Origin of the sequence: Pseudarthrobacter sp. J1738 (assembly GCF_050490315.1) — a bacterium.
GTDB lineage: Bacteria > Actinomycetota > Actinomycetes > Actinomycetales > Micrococcaceae > JBNPEO01.
In genome coordinates, this window is the sequence record NZ_JBNPEO010000002.1 from 412,118 (window position 1) to 429,777 (window position 17,660).

At 57.5% G+C, this 17,660-nt stretch carries 20 protein-coding genes; 3 read left to right on the plus strand and 17 right to left on the minus strand.

Translation table 11 applies throughout. The annotated features are described in order from the left end of the window. Window positions 1–42 precede the first annotated feature (42 nt). The 3 genes from ACQR35_RS05515 to ACQR35_RS05525 form a co-directional block, all read right to left on the minus strand. Complete coding sequence (locus tag ACQR35_RS05515) at window positions 43–1,008, minus strand: aquaporin (protein ID WP_430269446.1); 966 nt, start codon at window positions 1,006–1,008, stop codon at window positions 43–45. Window positions 1,009–1,134: 126 nt separating this feature from the next. Then, window positions 1,135–1,497 (minus strand): DUF202 domain-containing protein, encoded by a 363-nt coding sequence (locus ACQR35_RS05520; RefSeq protein ID WP_430266715.1) that lies wholly within the window; start codon window positions 1,495–1,497, stop codon window positions 1,135–1,137. Window positions 1,498–1,508: 11 nt separating this feature from the next. After that, on the minus strand, window positions 1,509–1,865 hold the full coding sequence (locus ACQR35_RS05525; protein WP_430266714.1) for a YidH family protein: 357 nt from the start codon (window positions 1,863–1,865) through the stop codon (window positions 1,509–1,511). Window positions 1,866–1,896: 31 nt separating this feature from the next. Here ACQR35_RS05525 and ACQR35_RS05530 point away from each other — a divergent pair, with 31 nt between their 5' ends. Next, window positions 1,897–2,955, plus strand: a complete 1,059-nt coding sequence (locus ACQR35_RS05530) for an ADP-ribosylglycohydrolase family protein (protein WP_430266713.1) — start codon at window positions 1,897–1,899, stop codon at window positions 2,953–2,955. Here ACQR35_RS05530 and ACQR35_RS05535 read toward each other — a convergent pair. Both ACQR35_RS05535 and ACQR35_RS05540 read right to left on the minus strand, forming a co-directional pair. Beyond that, entirely contained in the window at window positions 2,936–3,460 is a 525-nt protein-coding gene (locus ACQR35_RS05535; RefSeq protein WP_430266712.1) for a DUF4395 domain-containing protein, read from the minus strand. The two genes, ACQR35_RS05530 and ACQR35_RS05535, sit on opposite strands and share 20 nt — an antisense overlap. 114 nt (window positions 3,461–3,574) lie before the next feature. Beyond that, window positions 3,575–4,606, minus strand: coding sequence for an exonuclease domain-containing protein (locus ACQR35_RS05540; protein ID WP_430266711.1), 1,032 nt, complete (start codon window positions 4,604–4,606; stop codon window positions 3,575–3,577). Window positions 4,607–4,702: 96 nt separating this feature from the next. On the opposite strand from ACQR35_RS05540, the gene ACQR35_RS05545 reads away from it, so the two are divergent. Beyond that, window positions 4,703–5,434, plus strand: a complete 732-nt coding sequence (locus tag ACQR35_RS05545) for a VTT domain-containing protein (RefSeq protein ID WP_430266710.1) — start codon at window positions 4,703–4,705, stop codon at window positions 5,432–5,434. Window positions 5,435–5,592: 158 nt separating this feature from the next. On the opposite strand, the gene rdgB is transcribed toward ACQR35_RS05545, so the two are convergent. The 6 genes from rdgB to clpS are packed head-to-tail and all read right to left on the minus strand — an operon-like array spanning window position 5,593 to window position 9,725. Then, window positions 5,593–6,234 (minus strand): RdgB/HAM1 family non-canonical purine NTP pyrophosphatase, encoded by a 642-nt coding sequence (gene rdgB, locus ACQR35_RS05550; protein WP_430269447.1) that lies wholly within the window; start codon window positions 6,232–6,234, stop codon window positions 5,593–5,595. Further along, on the minus strand, window positions 6,234–6,986 hold the full coding sequence (gene rph / locus ACQR35_RS05555) for a ribonuclease PH (RefSeq protein ID WP_430266708.1): 753 nt from the start codon (window positions 6,984–6,986) through the stop codon (window positions 6,234–6,236). The genes rdgB and rph overlap by 1 nt, the downstream gene beginning before the upstream one ends. Window positions 6,987–7,029: 43 nt before the next feature. Continuing rightward, entirely contained in the window at window positions 7,030–7,824 is a 795-nt protein-coding gene (locus tag ACQR35_RS05560; protein WP_430266707.1) for an MBL fold metallo-hydrolase, read from the minus strand. Further along, window positions 7,821–8,783: a glutamate racemase gene (gene murI / locus ACQR35_RS05565; RefSeq protein ID WP_430266706.1), complete on the minus strand. Its 963-nt coding sequence runs from the start codon at window positions 8,781–8,783 to the stop codon at window positions 7,821–7,823. Before murI ends, ACQR35_RS05560 begins: the two co-directional genes overlap by 4 nt. After that, complete coding sequence (locus tag ACQR35_RS05570; protein WP_430266705.1) at window positions 8,780–9,367, minus strand: DUF2017 domain-containing protein; 588 nt, start codon at window positions 9,365–9,367, stop codon at window positions 8,780–8,782. Before ACQR35_RS05570 ends, murI begins: the two co-directional genes overlap by 4 nt. Continuing rightward, window positions 9,360–9,725 (minus strand): ATP-dependent Clp protease adapter ClpS, encoded by a 366-nt coding sequence (gene clpS, locus ACQR35_RS05575; protein ID WP_430266704.1) that lies wholly within the window; start codon window positions 9,723–9,725, stop codon window positions 9,360–9,362. The genes ACQR35_RS05570 and clpS overlap by 8 nt, the downstream gene beginning before the upstream one ends. Window positions 9,726–9,763: 38 nt before the next feature. Here clpS and ACQR35_RS05580 point away from each other — a divergent pair, with 38 nt between their 5' ends. Continuing rightward, the gene (locus tag ACQR35_RS05580; RefSeq protein ID WP_430266703.1) at window positions 9,764–11,092 is read left to right on the plus strand and encodes a nicotinate phosphoribosyltransferase; all 1,329 of its coding nucleotides are present in this window, start codon (window positions 9,764–9,766) and stop codon (window positions 11,090–11,092) included. Between the two features lie 6 nt (window positions 11,093–11,098). On the opposite strand, the gene ACQR35_RS05585 is transcribed toward ACQR35_RS05580, so the two are convergent. The 6 genes from ACQR35_RS05585 to ACQR35_RS05610 form a co-directional block, all read right to left on the minus strand. Then, entirely contained in the window at window positions 11,099–12,868 is a 1,770-nt protein-coding gene (locus tag ACQR35_RS05585) for a DEAD/DEAH box helicase (RefSeq protein WP_430266702.1), read from the minus strand. 76 nt (window positions 12,869–12,944) lie between these two features. Beyond that, a complete protein-coding gene (locus ACQR35_RS05590) occupies window positions 12,945–13,262 on the minus strand; it encodes a DUF3039 domain-containing protein (RefSeq protein WP_430266701.1) in 318 nt (105 codons plus the stop codon). 33 nt (window positions 13,263–13,295) lie between these two features. Next, window positions 13,296–14,078, minus strand: a complete 783-nt coding sequence (gene nagB / locus ACQR35_RS05595) for a glucosamine-6-phosphate deaminase (RefSeq protein WP_430269448.1) — start codon at window positions 14,076–14,078, stop codon at window positions 13,296–13,298. A 91-nt stretch (window positions 14,079–14,169) separates the two neighbouring features. Beyond that, entirely contained in the window at window positions 14,170–15,741 is a 1,572-nt protein-coding gene (locus tag ACQR35_RS05600) for a transporter (RefSeq protein WP_430269449.1), read from the minus strand. Further along, window positions 15,723–16,505 (minus strand): ABC transporter ATP-binding protein, encoded by a 783-nt coding sequence (locus ACQR35_RS05605; RefSeq protein ID WP_430269450.1) that lies wholly within the window; start codon window positions 16,503–16,505, stop codon window positions 15,723–15,725. Before ACQR35_RS05605 ends, ACQR35_RS05600 begins: the two co-directional genes overlap by 19 nt. Before the next feature lie 113 nt (window positions 16,506–16,618). Beyond that, window positions 16,619–17,638: a co-chaperone YbbN gene (locus tag ACQR35_RS05610; RefSeq protein WP_430266697.1), complete on the minus strand. Its 1,020-nt coding sequence runs from the start codon at window positions 17,636–17,638 to the stop codon at window positions 16,619–16,621. Window positions 17,639–17,660: the final 22 nt, after the last annotated feature.

The following is a 17,660-nucleotide window of genomic DNA, read 5'->3' on the forward strand; positions in this document are numbered from 1 at the left end:
CGAAGTGCTGCTCAAGAGCCTCAAGGTGTAAAAAAGTAGTCCTTAACGGGGAGCCGGAGGTGCATCAAAGAAGTTCCGAGCATCCTCATCCACAACCTTGTCCTGTACTGATGCCCCAGCCGGGACCTCAGCGGTGCCAGCAACGCTTGTCTCGTTGGATTCATCAGCTACATCGGAGAGTTCTTCTGAGTCATCAAAATCGCTGTCTGCGTCCTCATCACCCGAGGCGATAATCGCCGTCGTACCGGCAGCACTTGCCGGTGCCGCTGCGGCAAAGCCACGCACAATCAATCCGGCGATTGCGGCACCCAGGAGCGGAGCTACCCAGAAGAGCCACAACTGACCTATTGCCCAGCTTTCGGAGAAGAGCGCAACAGCAGTGGCACGAACAGGGTTGAAAGTGCTGTTGGAGATCGCTTGAGCGGTCTGGGCCAAAACTGCAGTGCCCAGGCCAACCGCCACAGAGGTTGCCAACCAGCTGTTCGCACGCGAATTACGGGCAGCCAAAAAGAGCCCCACCAGAATTGCGGCGCCAATTACCTCAAGCAAGAGCACACCAGCTAGCGGCACCTTGTAGAGAGAGTGGTCATCGAACCCGGACGCCAAAGTAGAAAGAACGGTGGGAATGTTCGCACCGGAAATGGTCTGAACCACACCGAGCAAGCTCAGCAGTCCCAAAAGACCACCAAGCAGCTGAGCTACCGCGTAAAGTCCTGCGTCTTTCCATGCGGTATGTCCAGCGATTGCGCTACCGAGAGAGATCGCCGGGTTGAAGTGCCCACCGGACAGGTGCCCAACGGCGAGCATCGCGACAGTCACTGCCAGACCTGTAGCTACCGGTCCCTGCATTGGTTGATAGTTGGGGTGAACGAACAACACGGCGCCGAGTCCGGCGAGAACAATAAGGAAAGTGCCAAAGGCTTCGGCGGACAAACGTCCCACCAGGCCTGTTGTGGCGATCGTGGTCTCTGGGCCGTCAACCGGCACAGTGGTACTAGAGGTCGTCAATGGTACTGTCCTTTGCTGTTGTTACAGGGGCGTGCGCCACGAGGAACTTCCGCGCATAAGGAGAAGCCACGAGGCGCAATCATCAAGAAGTCTCTCAAAGAAAGCTGTGTTCCGCCTGTGTCCGGCTCAGTTACCCCACACAATAGCGGCCGCAGCGGCCAGCGCGGTTAGTGCCACAGCCCCAACAATAGCTGCGAGCAAGAGCGCAGGCGGAGCCTGAAGAGGTTTGCCAAGGGCTATAGAGCGGTGCCAAGTGATCGCCGCTACCAATACCGTTGCTAGTGCCGCTACCGCTGCAGCCAGAGCCCGTAAATCTACGACGCCGGCACTTGCCACGCCTGCCAGCTCTGGGCCGCGATGAACAAACCAACTGCGCCACAGCAACACGTCAATCACCAGCATGGCCAAAAGAGTTCGGCGCCACGAAAGCGCCGTACGTTCAGGTTGCAGGCCAGAATCCCGCAAGGTTGTGTCAGCATCCGTGGACAAAAGTGACTCGCTTACTTTCGCAGAATGATCAGAATGGCGAACGTTAGTGCCGCGAGCGCCACAATCACCGTCATCACCAAAAGAATCCAGGAGAACGGCAGTGCCTCTCCCCTTCTCAAAGCCGATTCGGTCTGGGCCCAGCGCCGGTAAGAGATCACCGCAAGGGTGGCGCCAATTCCTGCCAAAACCACACACAACAGAAGCCGGACAAGCGGCGGTGCAATGTTTGGCGCTAGTTGGTCAATGGCCACGGAGCCAGCCAACAATGCCAAAGAAGTGCGCAACCACGCCAAAAAGGTTCGCTCGTTGGCTAAAGAAAATCGGTAGTCAGGGGTTGTTCCAGTTCGGCGCCAGGCGGGTTCACGCATGCCACCACTTTAGCCGGGTAAATTTACTTCTATGAGTATTGCGTCGCGGATCCACGGCTGCCTTCTGGGCGGCGCCCTCGGAGACTCCTTGGGCTATGTCATTGAATTTGATGGAATTGAAACTATTCGCCAGCGGTTTGGGCCGGACGGTTTGCAGGACTTCTCCCAGCTCGATTCCCGCACCCACTTCTCTGATGACACCCAAATGACCCTCTACACGGTGGACGGTTTGGTGGAGGCACTTGAATGGGCCAATGAAGGCGTTGCCGCCAATGAAAACGCTTGCTTATGGCTCGCCTACTTGCGCTGGCTCGCAACTCAGGATGTCGCGTTGCCAGCATCCGCGCCGCGTCCTCAGCCGCGTTGGATTGATGCTCAAGAAGTTCTCCAACACCGCCGTGCACCGGGCAACGCCTGCTTGAGCGGCTTGGCTACCGGCGAGATGGGAACTCAGGCCCGGCCGGTAAATCCTGGTTCCAAAGGCTGCGGTACCGTGATGCGCTCGGCACCGTTTGGTCTGGTCCCCCACATCAGCGCCGAGGCGGCGTTTAAGCTCGCTTACGATGCCTCCTACCTCACCCATGGACACTCGGCTGCGGCCCACTCTGCGGGCATATTCAGCGTCCTGATTCACGGTGTGTGCAGCGGCGAACAGATTCGTCCCGCCCTCGAGTCCGCTCTGCTTCACCTCAACGGACGGAATCCCGCACCGGAAGTGCTCAGCCGGATTAATGCCGCCTTAGCGGCGTCTGAACGTGCCAGCACCGGAACGTTACTAAGCCCCGAGGAACTGGTGGATACGCTCGGTGAAGGCTGGGTGGCCGAGGAGGCCCTCGCCGTCGCACTTTATGCGGTGCTGGCCACAGAAGCGTCAACTACGACGCCGGAAGAACACTTCCGGGCAGCCATCGCCTTGGCGATTAATCACCGCGGAGATAGCGACTCAACCGGCTCTATTGCAGGCAACATTCTTGGCGCCCAATATGGCATGGACGCAATCCCGGCTCAGTGGCTTGAAGTGTTGGAATCCCCTGAGACCATCACCCACATGGCCGATTCTTTGGTGGCTGTTACGAGCGGCGAAGTGTGATGTTGTTGCACGCCTCGCACACGTCCTCCGGGATCAAACCGCGCCGCTGAAGGAAACCGAAAATGGTGCAGCCGAGGCAAAAGCCCGCGAAGGATTCTAGAGACGCTGCAATAATCAGCAGGCCAACGAGGATCCACGCTGCTGTGGTGGCGCCTGAGAACCAGAGCACGGCGGCAGCGGTGGACAAGACCGCGCCAATGCCTTGAGCAAAGCGCTTGGGCGGCCCGGCAACTAGACGAGTTTTACCCAACCACGGTGTGATGACTTTGGTGGAGAGCAGACCGGCTGGTGAAATTCGGGGACCAAATGCTAAACGAAGCCAAAACCCGACGGCGATAATGGCCAGTCCAGGCCCCCAACCGGTGACCAGAGTTAGAACCGCCAGAACCACCACAATGCCGGCCGTGACGCGCGCTGCGTATTCGTTGACCGGGTTGGGGAAACGGAAAAAGTGCTTCAAACCCGTGGTTGCCGGTGCGGCGGTGATGGTGCTGAACTCAGTCATAGGACAACGCTACGGCCGCGGAGGCCAATACTACGAGGATTGTTGCTTCACATGAACGCGGCAGGGTAAGTCCTACGACTTCAACCTGCAACAGCGTGCTAGCCGCATTGGCGCTTAGGCGCCGTTAGCTGGCCACTCACCGCCAAGCATCTGAAGGAATTCGCCTTCGGAGACTACTTCAATGTGCTGCCCTTGATCATGAAGTTCCAAGACTCTGCGTGCTTTGCCCGTGACTCTGCCAGAGCGCAAGTCTGCCGCAACAAAACCATCCCCCACCACCAACACGTTAGTGCTTTTGGTCACCCTGCTATCTGGGGCAGCGCCTAGTTGTGCAGCGCGACGTTTGGCTTCCGGGCGCGGCAAGCCAAGGTTGCCGGTGAACACGATTCTTTGGCCAAACAGTGGATGCGCGGGGTCTGCATTGAGATTCGGTGCTGGGTTGGGGCCTTCTACTGGCCAATAGCCTTGCCTTACGCCTGCCCCGTATCCAGAGACAGTCTCGGGGGTCAAACTTCTGGAGAGTCTTTCCTCGAGTGCAGACCGGCTGGGCTTGGACAACTCATCAACGGCCGGATCGAAGGCTTCTTGACGAGGCTGTTGCATTCCCAAGGTGGAAAAGAGAGCTGGGACGCTGCTGGCTTGGTGGCGTCCGGCAATGTCGATCAGAATTCCGGCGCAAGCCCGGGCATCTTCCAAGGCGTCGTGGTGATTGAGCAAGGGAACACCAGCTTCGCGAGCCGCAAACGGGAGCGAGTTTGACACTAGCGAATAGCAACGGCGGGACAGGATCACCGTGCACACATAGTCAAAGGCCGGCCCAGGAAGCCCAGAGACTTCTAGCCCAGACCGGATAACCCCCAGGTCAAAGGCCGCGTTATGAGCGGCAAGAATGTCTCCGCCAATAAAGTCGCTGACTTCGTTAAACACTTCGCCAAATCTCGGCGCTTGGGCAACGTCTTCAGGGTAGATGCCATGGATTTCAATGTTTCGCGGCTCAAAGTGATCGTGCCCTTCAGGTGGTCTAATCAACCAGTAGGCTTCGTCAACAACTTTCCCGTCGCGAACTTTACTCAGGCCCACCGAACATGGCGATCCTCGGAATCCGTTCGCTGTTTCGAAGTCAATCGCCGTAAAGTCCAAAGCCACCGTAAAACTCTACCGCCCCAGCCCGGGCAGGGGCGCCTGTCGACGCAGTGATTTGCCAGACTCGTCCCGTATTCTGAGACGGTGAAACTTCCAGTAATGACTGACCTTGCTGTTGCTATGTTCGGCGGCGGCCCCATTCAGCCCAAGATGGCTTCGTTCCTGCCTCCGTGGCTTGACCCTCAACACTTCCTGGCCGATCCTGCGTTGGCACCATGGGTAGTGCTGTTGGTTTGCGGCATCATTTTTGCCGAGACTGGCCTCTTAGTGGGATTCTTCCTGCCGGGTGACTCGATGCTTTTCACAGCCGGGCTGCTGGTGGCCACGGGAACCATCAAGTTCAACATTTTTGCTTTGGCGGCTCTGGTGATTGTGGCTGCCATCATCGGCAATCAGTGTGGATACTTCATTGGGCGCAAAGCAGGACCGGCCATCTTTAACCGGCCTAACTCCAAGCTATTCAAGCGCGAAAACGTTGACAGCGCACACGCCTTTTTTGAAAAGCACGGCGGCAAGGCCCTAATTCTGGCTCGCTTTGTTCCGATCATTCGCACTTTTGTTCCGGTCATTGTTGGTGTGGCCCGAATGGATGCTCGCAAGTTCTTTGTGTTCAACGTCATCGGCGCCGTCTTGTGGGGCGGCGGCGTTACTCTTCTCGGCTACCTGCTGGGCGATCGTGTCCCGTGGGTCAAGGACAACTTGGATCTGATTTTTATCGTTATTGTGCTGGTCTCGGTGTTGCCGATTTTGATCGAAGTTATCCGTGGTTTCCTGGCCAAGCGCAAGGCCACCCGAACGGACTCCCCCGCCACAGAAGTTGAGCCTAAGTAGATTGCACGTGTGACTGCCCTGAGGGCTGAAAACAACCACATATGCTCGTCAGTTGGGTACAAAAAATGGCGCTCGCCCTTGAAGTAAATTCAGGGCGAGCGCCATTTTTTGCCTCATGCTGATCAACAGCGGGGCGATCGCTAGCTCAGAGCCCCAAGCTAACTCAGGACCTCAATGATGCGCGGCAAGAGCGCGCGGAAGGCCTGACCGCGGTGACTGATGGCATTTTTCTCCTCGCTAGTAAGCTCTGCGCAGCTTCGGCCCTGTCCCTTCGGCTGAAGAATAGGGTCATAACCAAATCCGCCTTCGCCGCGAGGCTCGCGCAGCAACGTTCCTTCAAGCTGGCCGTATTCAACTTCTTGACGCCCCGCGAAAACTTCTACCGAATAGCTCTCCGGAACTGCGAGCGCCGCTGCACAAACAAAAGCTGCGCCGCGGTGCTCGTCTGGCACATCGTTGAGCTGTGCCAAAAGCAGGTTGAGGTTCGCTGTATCGTCACCGTGTTTGCCGGACCAGCGTGCTGAGAAGATTCCAGGCGCACCTCCTAAGACGTCGACGGCGAGCCCAGAATCATCAGCGATGGCCACCAGGCCAGTTGCTTGCGCCACGGCTGTTGCCTTCAGCAGCGAGTTCTCCGCGAACGTCACACCAGTTTCAACAACGTCGGCAGCACCAGCGGAGCGAGCGTCCACTACTTGCGTGTCTACGTCCAGACCGGGCATCTGTCCGCGCAGGAGCTCACGCAGCTCTTTGAGTTTTCCCTCATTGTGGGTGGCTAGCACCAGTTTGGGACCCGTCATCAGACGCCCAGAGTCTCTCGCTGAATGCTGCTGAGCTCGGTGGTGCCAATCAGCGCGAGGTCTAGCAAGCTATTGAGTTCATCGCGGTCAAAAGGCGCGCCCTCGGCGGTGCCCTGAACTTCCACAAATTTTCCGGAACCGGTGACTACAACGTTCATGTCTGTCTCGGCTCGGACGTCTTCAACATAGGGCAAGTCCAACATTGGAACACCGTCAATGATGCCCACAGAGATCGCAGAAACTGTGTCAATCAGTGGTTGGGCGTTTTTGCTAATGAGCTTGTTTTCCTTCGCGTAAGCGATCGCGTCGGCGAGCGCCACGTAGGCGCCGGTGATCGCGGCTGTGCGCGTTCCGCCGTCGGCCTGAAGAACATCACAGTCCAAAACAATGGTGTTTTCGCCTAAAGCTTTGGTGTCGATGATGGAGCGCAAGGAGCGGCCAATCAGTCGTGAGATTTCGTGGGTGCGGCCACCGATTTTTCCCTTGACTGATTCGCGGGAGTTACGGGTATTCGTGGCACGCGGAAGCATGGCGTATTCGGCAGTGACCCACCCCGTACCTTCGCCCTTGAGCCAGCGCGGCACACCGGGAGTGAGGGAAGCGGTGCACAAAACACGGGTATTACCGAATTCGATGAGCGCTGAACCTTCGGCCTGCTTGGACCAGCCGCGGGTGATGGTGATGGGACGCAGTTGATCAGGTGCGCGGCCATCGGCGCGGACAATTGCAGCAGATGTTTCTTGGGAAGTCATGATCCCCAGCTTATCCGGCCCACCGCCGAGAAGGAGTACCGGCTTAGAGCTCGTAGTGGACGCCAGCCACCGCTACGGCCACCTCCGCGCCCAATGCTTCGCGAGCCTCCGCAGCCACGGTGGTGGTGGAAGTCCACACCGGTATATGGGTCAGGAGCAGCCTTTTTGCTCCGGCACGGCGTGCTGCCTCACCGGCGCGTTTTCCGGTGAGATGCACGTCCTTGATGCTGTCATCCCGGCCTTCTTCAAAAGCTGCTTCGCACAAAAACATGTCTGAATTCACTGCCGCATCTTCTAGGCCTTGGCATGAATCAGTGTCCCCGGAATAGCAGAGCACTTTAGTCACGGGCCCGTCAGTACCTAGCTCGGTGCATTCCACACGGAGAGCATAGGCCTCTTCAACGGGATGATTGACCGCGTAGGGGGTTACGGTAAACGGACCTACTGTTACTGATTCCCGCTCGGCCCAGTTGGAGAAGTCGAACTCTTCATGCATACCCGGGTCTAAATCCAAACCGTAGGCCGTGGCCATCCGGTCAGCCGTAGCTGCTGGCCCCCATACGGGGATCCGGCCGCGGTCCCATCCTCCGGGCTTCCAGCGGACGGCAACGTGGAGACCACACAAGTCCATGCAGTGGTCTGGGTGTAAGTGGGTCAAGAAAATCGCGTCGATATCTTCAAGATCGGTGTAACGCTGGATGGCGCCCAGTGCACCGGACCCTAAGTCCATCACAATCTTCCAGCGTCGCTCGCCGTCTTCGGCGGTTAACAAATAGCACGACGCCGGCGAACCAGGGCCGGGGAAACTCCCCGTGCAGCCCACAATGGTGAGTTTCATTTGGAGTCCCGCTTCACAAAGTGTGAGATGCGTGGTGCGGAAACGGCTTCCCGCGCTGCGACGATCATTTCCGGGGTGATCCGAGCAAGGCTACCAGTGGGGTAATACGCGGCCACATGATCTACGTGTTGAACGCTGAGAACTTCCGGCCCTAGGAAGCGCCGAGCCAACCGTTCAAAGGATGCAGCATCTCCTGTGGCAATAAAGCTGTGTTGCGGGGGCTCCGGTGAAGTCCGTTGCAAGTCGTGGCTCACCAAGGCACGGTAAACGTCTTTAGCGGTTTCCTCCGCGCTTGAGACCAGAGTGACGTCTTCCCCCATAACGTAAGAAATTACACCAGTTAGTAGCGGGTAGTGCGTGCACCCTAGAACCACTGTGTCCACCTGGGCAGCTTTGAGTGGCGCTAAGTATTCCTGGGCCACCGCCAAAAGTTCTGGACCGGTGGTGATTCCAGCTTCAACAAATGAAACGAATTCCGGGCAGGCGGCTGAAGTAATGCTCAGCTCTGGGGCTGCAGCAAACGTGTCTTCATAGGCGCGCGAGCCCACCGTGGCAGAGGTACCAATCACACCTACTCTGCCGTTGCGGGTTGCTGCCACGGCGCGCCGCACTGCTGGCTGAATGACCTCAATGACGGGGATGCCATACCGGGCCGTGTACCGCTCACGGGCATCCCGGAGCACAGCCGCTGAAGCCGAATTGCAGGCAATCGTCAGAAGCTTCACCCCGGAATCAACTAGCTCGTCCATCACCCCCAGTGCGTTGGCGCGCACTTCAGCAATCGGTAGCGGGCCGTACGGTCCGTTAGCCGTGTCCCCCACGTAAAGAATTGCTTCGCTGGGGAGCTGGTCAATCACCGAGCGGGCAACAGTTAGTCCTCCCACTCCGGAGTCGAAGATCCCGATGGGCCGCTCAGCTGCGTCAGTTGCGCCGCTAACCGGGTTGTTGAGCTGGCTCATGCGTTCCTACCCGTGGTGCGTCTTCGCGCCCCAAGACCCTCAAGCAGTGCCTGAAGCAGAGATTCTTGGAGCCACGTGACGAAGTTATAAACCAGGGCTAAATAGGCCTCAACATCTTCTGCCTTGGGCCAGTCTTGAACCAAGTGAATTGCCTCAGCGTCGGCTGCATCCTTGATGTTCAGTCGTTCGGCCAGCACTAAACGCACGTCGTTGAGGGCCGAGGAGAAGTACCGTGCATCGTCATCGCTGAGAACTAGTTCTTGACGATCCAGCACTAGTGCGGCGGCGCGTAGCGCCCCGGTTTTTGTGGACCGGATGGACCGTTCAGTCAACTGGCGAAACTCAAGTGCGGAGTCGGCGTCGTCCTTAATGGCGTCCGGAAGCAAGCGCTTTAGCGCGCTGTCCGTGGGAACTGAAACGTCCATGTCCAAACCCAACATGGCTGTCAGTGGGTCTTCAGACTCAGCTGTGGCGGGTTCTAGCAGCGAAATGACGTCAGCAAAAAGGTTCCGGAGGAGATCCCGTTCGTTGGTTTCGAGCTGACCCGTGATTCCTTTAAGGCCAGAAATAAAAGCTTTAGCCACGCTGTCCCCCATTTCCCTGTGAACCGCCAGCCTGTTCAACAGTGGCCCACAAACCAAAACCATGCATGGCTACCACGTGACGCTCAACTTGTTCTTTGGCACCGTGCGCCACAATCGCGCGTCCTTTGCGGTGGACTTCAAGCATCAATTTATTGGCCTTGGACTCGGAAAATCCAAAATAGCTTTGAAAAACGTAACTCACGTAGCTCATCAGGTTGACCGGATCATCCCAAATAACCAGATTCCACGGGGTGTCGGTGGCTGCAAGCTCCTCGGTCTGGCGGTGTTCTTCGGTCCTTGGTTTGACCGTCACTGCCGCACGAGGCAACAAAACGGCGGCGCGGTGGCGAGTGCTCATCTGTCCATTCTACGGTTGTGGACATTAGAGTAAATTTCGTGAGCACATCAGCCGGCTGGGACCACCCACGCGCCTCCTTGTACACCGACCACTACGAATTGACGATGCTTCAGGCTTCGCTGCACTCTGGCGCGGCGCACCGGAAGTCCGTTTTTGAAGCATTTGCGCGTCGATTGCCTGACGGGCGTCGGTACGGGATTGTGGCCGGAACCGGGCGTCTACTCGAGGGAATTGCCAACTTCCGTTTTACCGACGTTGAGCTAAACTTCTTGCGAGACACCAAGGTAGTCAACGCGGAGACGCTGGAATATTTAGCGTCCTACAAGTTCAGCGGCGATATATGGGGCTACCCAGAGGGTGAAGCGTACTTCCCGAATTCCCCCATTTTGATGGTGGAATCCACCTTCGCCGAGGCCTGCATCCTGGAAACCTATGTACTCTCGATCCTCAACCACGACTCCGCGATTGCCTCTGCCGCCTCGCGTATGACCACTGCGGCGGGTGGGCGTCCTTGCATTGAGATGGGCTCACGCCGAACCCACGAGGAAGCAGCCGTGGCCTCAGCACGCGCCGCGATCATTGCCGGATTCGATTCCACCTCAAACCTCGAGGCCGGCCTTCGCTACGGGGTCAAAACCGTAGGCACCGCGGCCCACTCATTTACGCTCTTGCACAACACCGAGCGTGAAGCGTTTGCCGCCCAGCTTGATTCCATGGGCAAGGAAACCTCGCTGCTCGTTGACACGTACGACGTCGAGGCCGCCGTCCGCACGGCCGTTGACTTGGCCGGACCTGAGTTAGGTGCTGTGCGCTTGGACTCTGGCGACTTGGTGACTCAAGCCCAATGGGTGCGTCGTTTGCTGGATGACTTGGGCAACGTCAATACACAAATTGTGGTGACCTCTGATCTAGACGAGTACGCCATTGCGGCTTTGCAGTCAGCCCCGGTCGATACCTACGGTGTGGGAACTTCGCTGGTAACCGGTTCCGGCGCACCGACGGCCAGCATGGTCTACAAACTCGTCAGCCGTACGGATGAGACGGGAGAGTTCGTCTCAGTTGCCAAAGCTGCCAAAAATAAAACCAGTGTGGGTGGTCGCAAATACGCGCTGCGTCAACTGAACGAACGTGGCGTGGCCACGGCAGAGGTGGTGGGCATTGGCCACCACCCGGCCGACGATGGCAACGACCGTGAGCTATTGGTGCAATTTATGAAAGATGGTGAGCTATTGCCTGGCTGGACGGGCAACGAAGGTGTCACCCGCGCCCAGCAACGCTACGAAGCGACAATGGCTGAACTGCCCGTGGTGGTCAACCGCCTTCAACGTGGCGAGCCCGCTATTCCTACTGTCTTCGAAACCGAGTAATACAGGCTATTTGCGGCCGATGAACCAGCCTTGCAAGCGAGCTATTCGAGCTTGCAATTGCTGTTCATTGGCTTGCGCCACCGCCGGGCCGCCGCACACTTCCCGCAGCTTGTTATGAATAACACCGTGTGGCGTCCCGGTGCGCGCTGACCAAGCAGAAACGTTTTTGGCTAAGTCATTGCGCAGGTCCATCAACATTCGGTGATCCGGAATACCGGGTGCGGCGGCTGGGGCTGCTGCCTTTTTACGGCTCTGTTGCTGTTGCTGACGTTGACGTAGCAATAGGCCCACTTGCTCCGCGTCCAATAAGCCCGGAATGCCTAAGAAGTCTTGTTCATCCTCAGAGCCGATGTCGCCACCAGTACCGAATTCGCCACCGTCATACAAAACACGGTCAAAGGACGCTTGGGAATCGAGTGCCTCGAATTTGCCCTTAGTGAGCGAGTCAGAAGCCTTTTCTTCCTTGTTGGCTTCCTCCATCAGATTCTCTTCAGGGTTAAAGAGCCCGTCAGAATCTTCCTTCTCTGGCCGGTCCAAGGCGTGGTCTCGCTCGAGTTCCATGGAGTTAGCCAGGGCCATCAATTGAGGCACCGAGGGCAGGAAGACGGAGGCAGTTTCTCCGCGCTTACGGGCACGCACAAAACGGCCCACAGCCTGGGCAAAGAACAAAGGCGTTGACGTAGAAGTAGCGTAAACACCAACGGCGAGGCGGGGAACGTCCACACCTTCGGAGACCATGCGTACAGCAACCATCCAGCGCTGTTCACCTTCGGCAAACGCTTCGATCTTGTTTGAGGCCTTTGCGTCATCAGAAAGAATAACGGTGGGCGATTCGCCGGTGATCCGTTTGAGCTGACCAGCATAGGCGCGAGCATCCTCGTGGTCAGTGGCAATGACCAATCCGCCGGCGTCGGGCACCGTTCGGCGGACCTCGCTGAGCCGCTTGTCAGCTGCGGCAAGCACTGCGGGAATCCATTCACCGGTAGGGTTCAGTGCCGTTCGCCACGCTTGGGATGTAATGTCCTTGGTCACCGCTGCTTCACCGAGGGACGCAGCCATTTCTTCGCCAGCACTTGTGCGCCAGCGCATTTGACCCGAGTAGGCCATAAACATCACCGGACGGACCACATGGTCTTTGAGCGCCTTGCCGTAGCCGTAGTTGTAGTCGGCCTTGGATCGACGAATACCGTCCCGGTCCTGCTCATACTCCACAAAAGGGATGGGCGAGGTGTCTGAACGGAACGGTGTACCGGTCAGGGACAAACGACGAACGGCGGGGTCAAAGGCCTCGCGCAGACCGTCACCCCAAGAGAGTGCCTCACCGCCATGGTGGATTTCATCCAAAATCACCAGAGTGCGGGCGGCTTCCGTTTTGGCGCGATGCAAAAGCGGTTTGCTAGCAACTTGCGCATAGGTCACTGCAACACCAATAAACCCCCGGCCATGCTGACCGTCTGAGTTTTTGAAGTTGGGGTCAATCGCTAAGCCAACTTTGGCCGCTGCGTCCGCCCACTGGCGCTTGAGGTGATCCGTAGGAGCAACAATCGTGATCCGGTTAACAACGCCTGCGTCGACCAGGGTGCTGGCAACCCGAAGGGCGAACGTTGTTTTACCTGCGCCGGGAGTAGCCACTGCCAAAAAGTCACGCGGAGCCAACGCCGCGTATTTATCAAGAGCCTCTTGCTGCCATGCACGCAGCTTGGGCGCTGTGCCCCACGCTGCTCGTTCAGGGTATGCGGGGGGCAGTACGGGGCCACCGAAGAGCGTCTCGGTCATTAAAAAAGCACCTATCGTTTCGGTTGAACGGACATACGCCGTGGCAAAGGCATCACGGCTTCAGCGGGTCTAACCGCTACTTGTCCTTGCCCGAATCTCCGCCATCTTTACCCGGGCGCAGCCCCTCATAAATTTCCTTGCACTGTGGGCATACCGGGAACTTCTGAGGGTCCCGCCCTGGCGTCCACACCTTGCCGCACAAAGCGATCACAGGCTCACCGCTCAGGGCAGACTCCATGATCTTCTCTTTGCGTACATAGTGCGAAAAGCGCTCCCGGTCCCCCGGCTCTACCTCTTGGCGCAACTCTTCGCGCTCGATAGTGGCCGTTGAACCACCAGTACCGGAGAGTTCGCGCATCGGATCGTTTTCGAAGGGATCAGGAGGCAAAGTCATGTGTTCCATCTTAGCGCGCGAAGCGGTGGAGGATTAGATGCCCTGCCAGCTCGGCTTGTTGTCGAAGGTGTGCCGGTAGTAGTCAGCCAACTTGAGTGAGGACGCAGCTGCCTCATCTACCAAGATGGTCACGTGCGGGTGCATTTGGAGGATTGAGGCAGCACACATGGCAGATACCGGGCCCTCTACGAACTCCCTAACTGCCTGGGCTTTCTGCGCGCCGGTAGCCACTAGAACCACGTGCTTGGCATCCATAATGGTACCCAGCCCCTGTGTCACAACGTGGTGTGGGACATCATCAATGCTGTTAAAGAACCGAGCGTTGTCTCGGCGTGTTTGCTCGATGAGTGTTTTGATCCGAGTGCGGGACGCTAAAGAAGAACCCGGCTCGTTGAAGCCAATGTGCCCATCAGTGCCTACACCAAGGATCTGGAGGTCCACCCCGCCCAAGGCCATCATTGAGTCCTCGTAGGCTTGGCAAGCTTCCGTAATGTCCTGGGCGGAGCCGTCTGGCCCGTGCACATTCTCCGGTGCGATGTTGACCCGATTGGTAAATTCCCGGCGGATGACTTCCTTGTAGGACTCATAGTGGCCAGCTTCAAGGCCCACGTATTCGTCCAGAGCAAAGCCATGCGCTTGAGAGAAGTCGAGACCCTCTTCTGTGTGGCGGCGGGCCAATTCGTTGTAGATCGGCAGCGGTGAGGAGCCCGTGGCAAGACCCAAGACAGCATTGGGTTTTCTGCGCAGCAACGCAGCTATGGCGTCCGCGGCCATGATTCCTATTTGTTTGGAACTAGGCAGAATAACAACTTCCATGGACAACAACCTTCTCTACACACAGCTCATCGAATCCCCTCACTCTCGAGGTTATCCCATGTCCGATGACTTGGAAATACTTTGACGTGTCCTACTTGTTTATTCTGAGCTGGGCCAACAACTCAGGTGCCCGCGCGTCGAACCAGCGACCGCCCACTCGGACGCCAAGAATCATCAGGATCCCACCTAGCAACGGCCCCACCAAAAGGTTGATCAGCCCTAAGGTTGAATCGTCAGTTCTAAGCTGCGTAATAAACAGCACGAGTTCGGGCGCCACTAGAACAGTCAGAATACCCATCCCACCAAATTGAACCGCCATGGTCTGAGCAGTATTGCCTGCCGGTCTTTTGAAAGGACTCTCGCCCGGGAGCGGTACAGGAGTGGTGTACCGGGCCGAAACCACCGAGGCTAAGCCGAACCCGCTTCCAAGGACCCCGATCGAGGCCCCCAAAAGTCCCCAGACTAGATCCCACCGAGACGTTATGGCACACGCACCAAGTACAAAGACCAGGGTTACCGGCACTGCAAACACCGCGCACGCAATAACCCTCCCCCAGCGATCAGCCCGTCCAGCAGTCCCCGTGGCAACGTGCAAAGCAAAGGCCGTGTTGTCATAGGAGACGTCTGAGGAAATGGACCAGGCCAGCAGAAACGCTGTGAGTGGGCCCAAGAACAACAACTGACCAAAGTTGCCATTCTGGGTGCCGACGAAGTAAAAAAGCACCGCCATCAATGGCAACACCACCAGGGAACCGCCGTATCGCGGGTCTCTGAACCAATAGCTCAGGCAACGAGCCGCAACTGCACCAGTCGGCGTCGAACTAAAAAGGTTGAAGTATCCCAGCTTGCCGCCAGAGCGTTTGACAGCACTATTGTGCGGAGGGTTGACCAAAGCGCTGTCCATACTGATCTTCCACAGCCATGCAAAGACCAACAGTGATACCAGCGCGATCAAAAATTTGAGCCCAGCAAAGCCCAGATGACCAGCGGCAAGCTCAGCTGGAATGGACCACGCGGCACCCAGCGGCGTCCAAGCAAAAGCCTGAGCCAGGGAAATAAAAACATCAGTGGATTTTTCGGCGGCTGTTGCAGTCGTTGCAACGATCGGCCCCAAAAGCATCAGGGGGATAAAGGCAATAATCCGGCTAACGTCACGGAATCTACGCGAAGCAGACAAATTGGTGGTGACGGTGGCCACTAGCCGCGAGAGCACCACACAGCTCAGAACAGCCATCAAAGAACCAACTAGAGCCCCCACAAGAACAAGTGGCCCACGTGCCCACGTAAACAAGGTGGCTAGGGACACTAAAAGGGTGGCAACCCCGGGAATTCCAATCAGGCCAGCGAGCGTCATCCCCATCAGCAATCTGGGCACGGGGATGGGAAAACTTGTAAATCGTGCCGGGTCCAGAGTCATGTCCACTCCCCCGGCGACCACGGGAACAATAGCCCAGGCCAGCATGGCAATAGAACCGCCAAGAACAACTGCGGTGCCAGCAACGGTGACGCTAGTTTGATGCAACCCAATGAGCCCGGCTACCAGCAGGGCCATCACAAAGAGGCCGTACACGCCGCCGAGGATGATTCCTACTAGCTGCCATGGACTTCGACGGAAGCCGTTGCGCAATAGGAGAAGCTTGAGCCTTAAGAGGTTCGCAACCATTCCAGTCCCCCTCCGTGTGTGCGTCCGCCAACCAATTCCACAAAGCGCTCTTCTAGGCTCTGCTCACCGCGCACTTCATCCACAGTTCCTGCAGCAAGAACTCGGCCACCAGAAATGACAGCGACGTGGTCACACATACGTTGCACCAAATCCATCACGTGGCTCGAAACAATGACGGTTCCACCTGAGGCTACGTAGTCCTCGAGGATGGATCGAATGTTCGCTGAAGAGACTGGATCAACTGATTCGAAGGGTTCATCCAGCACCAGAACCCGCGGAGCATGAACCAGCGCCGAGGCGAGGGCGATCTTTTTAGTCATACCGGCCGAGTAGTCCACAACTAAGGTTCCGGCGTCCCCCGTGAGATCCAGCGCACTCAGCAGATCGGCCGTTCGTTGTGCCACAACGTCCCGCTCCATACCCCTCAAAAGGCCCGAATAGGTGACGAGCTGCTCGCCGGTCAGGCGATCAAAAAGACGGACGCCATCCGGCAAAACTCCCAAAAGACGCTTCGCCTCTAATGGCTTTTGCCAAACGTCCGTTCCCAAAACAAAGGCTTGGCCAATGTCTGGCCGTAAGAGGCCAGTCGCCATCGACAGTGTGGTGGTTTTACCGGCACCATTAGGGCCAACGAGTCCGTAGAACGAGCCTGCCGGAACTTCAAGGCTGATAGCGTCAACGGCAATTTTTTCTCCGAAGCGTTTCCCCAAGCCGCGCAAAGTCAAAGCAGGCACACGAGTGTGATGTTCTTGCGTGTCAGTCATGCCCTCCACGCTAACAAGCTCTGGAACGACTACGTGTCAATCGAAAGGACTACATTGGTGCTTACTTTTGGACGGACCAAAGGGAAAGTTCAAAAAAGCGTTTCAGAAGCTCTCTAGAACAACACCCTTGCCAACGCTTGGCGCGCCTTTGCCACACGCTCGTCCTGAGGGCCAACAACATCAAAGAGTTCCAGCAAGCGCACTCGAGCCGGTTCGCGGGACTCACCGAAATTACGTCCAATAAAGCTCACAATGCGTGCGAATCCGTCTTCAACGTGGCCACCTGAAATATCGAGGTCGGCAACAAGCAACTGAGCGTCCAAGTCATCTGGTGCATCAGCAGCCTTTGCACGCAGTTCCTCTGCCTGAGGTGCTGTGACGTCCTGCAAACGAATCATCAGCTGAACTTGGGCTAAACCGGCTTTGGCATCACGGTCAGCCGGCTGCTCGGCAAGTGCCTTGCGATATGCCTGCTCTGCAGTGGCAAAGTCGCCCGCTTCAATGGCGTCGTAAGCCTCTTGGTGCAGGGGCGGCAACGGAACCTCAGCCGCGGCAGCCGGATCATCACCGAGCGCACCGTTCAGGCTGCCCGTTACACCGTTAGCACGAGCCACATTCAAGAGTTCATCCAAGAACGTCCGGATGCGATCGGCGTCAGCCGAGCCTTGGAACAATGGGACGGGCTGGCCCTTGACCAGCGCCACCACGGAAGGAACTGCGGTTACGGCAAATGCCTGAGCTAGCTGGGGAAACGCTTCAATGTCTGCAGCACCAAGGACTAGGGCACCGTTATAGCTGTCCACCTGGGCCTGAGTGGTGGCCAGCACCTGAGCGGACTCCGGAGAGTACTGAGCCCACATCGCCACAACCACCGGAACCTGTGCAGATATTTGCACAAGCTCTTGGAAGTTTTGCTCCGTGATATCAACGCGGTAGCTTCGCTGTCCTTCGGCTACCGCAGCGCCTTGGCCAGCGGGTTGGCCAGCACCCGGCGCGGAGCCGGCACTCGACGTAGCGCCAGTGCCCGCAGCACCAGGACGCGGGTTTTTCAACGGGGACAAGTCCACCGCCCCACGAAGACTAATGGGCTCAGAAGCCCCCGGGACGGACGGGCGGGATGGAGGCAAACTCATGGATCTACTCTATCTGCCGTGT

Bases quoted from the DNA above. Each gene is read 5' to 3' on its own strand.
- ACQR35_RS05535 (WP_430266712.1), bottom strand. From the start codon at position 3,460: ATGACTGAGTTCAGCACCATCACCGCCGCACCGGCAACCACGGGTTTG.
- ACQR35_RS05590 (WP_430266701.1), bottom strand. From the start codon at position 13,262: ATGACTTTGCCTCCTGATCCCTTCGAAAACGATCCGATGCGCGAACTC.
- clpS (WP_430266704.1), bottom strand. From the start codon at position 9,725: ATGAGCACTCGCCACCGCGCCGCCGTTTTGTTGCCTCGTGCGGCAGTG.
- murI (WP_430266706.1), bottom strand. From the start codon at position 8,783: ATGAGCCAGCTCAACAACCCGGTTAGCGGCGCAACTGACGCAGCTGAG.
- ACQR35_RS05560 (WP_430266707.1), bottom strand. From the start codon at position 7,824: ATGAAACTCACCATTGTGGGCTGCACGGGGAGTTTCCCCGGCCCTGGT.
- ACQR35_RS05610 (WP_430266697.1), bottom strand. From the start codon at position 17,638: ATGAGTTTGCCTCCATCCCGCCCGTCCGTCCCGGGGGCTTCTGAGCCC.
- ACQR35_RS05545 (WP_430266710.1), top strand. From the start codon at position 4,703: ATGACTGACCTTGCTGTTGCTATGTTCGGCGGCGGCCCCATTCAGCCC.
- ACQR35_RS05525 (WP_430266714.1), bottom strand. From the start codon at position 1,865: ATGCGTGAACCCGCCTGGCGCCGAACTGGAACAACCCCTGACTACCGA.
- rdgB (WP_430269447.1), bottom strand. From the start codon at position 6,234: ATGACGGGTCCCAAACTGGTGCTAGCCACCCACAATGAGGGAAAACTC.
- rph (WP_430266708.1), bottom strand. From the start codon at position 6,986: ATGACTTCCCAAGAAACATCTGCTGCAATTGTCCGCGCCGATGGCCGC.
- ACQR35_RS05585 (WP_430266702.1), bottom strand. From the start codon at position 12,868: ATGACCGAGACGCTCTTCGGTGGCCCCGTACTGCCCCCCGCATACCCT.
- ACQR35_RS05600 (WP_430269449.1), bottom strand. From the start codon at position 15,741: ATGGTTGCGAACCTCTTAAGGCTCAAGCTTCTCCTATTGCGCAACGGC.
- nagB (WP_430269448.1), bottom strand. From the start codon at position 14,078: ATGGAAGTTGTTATTCTGCCTAGTTCCAAACAAATAGGAATCATGGCC.
- ACQR35_RS05530 (WP_430266713.1), top strand. From the start codon at position 1,897: ATGAGTATTGCGTCGCGGATCCACGGCTGCCTTCTGGGCGGCGCCCTC.
- ACQR35_RS05605 (WP_430269450.1), bottom strand. From the start codon at position 16,505: ATGACTGACACGCAAGAACATCACACTCGTGTGCCTGCTTTGACTTTG.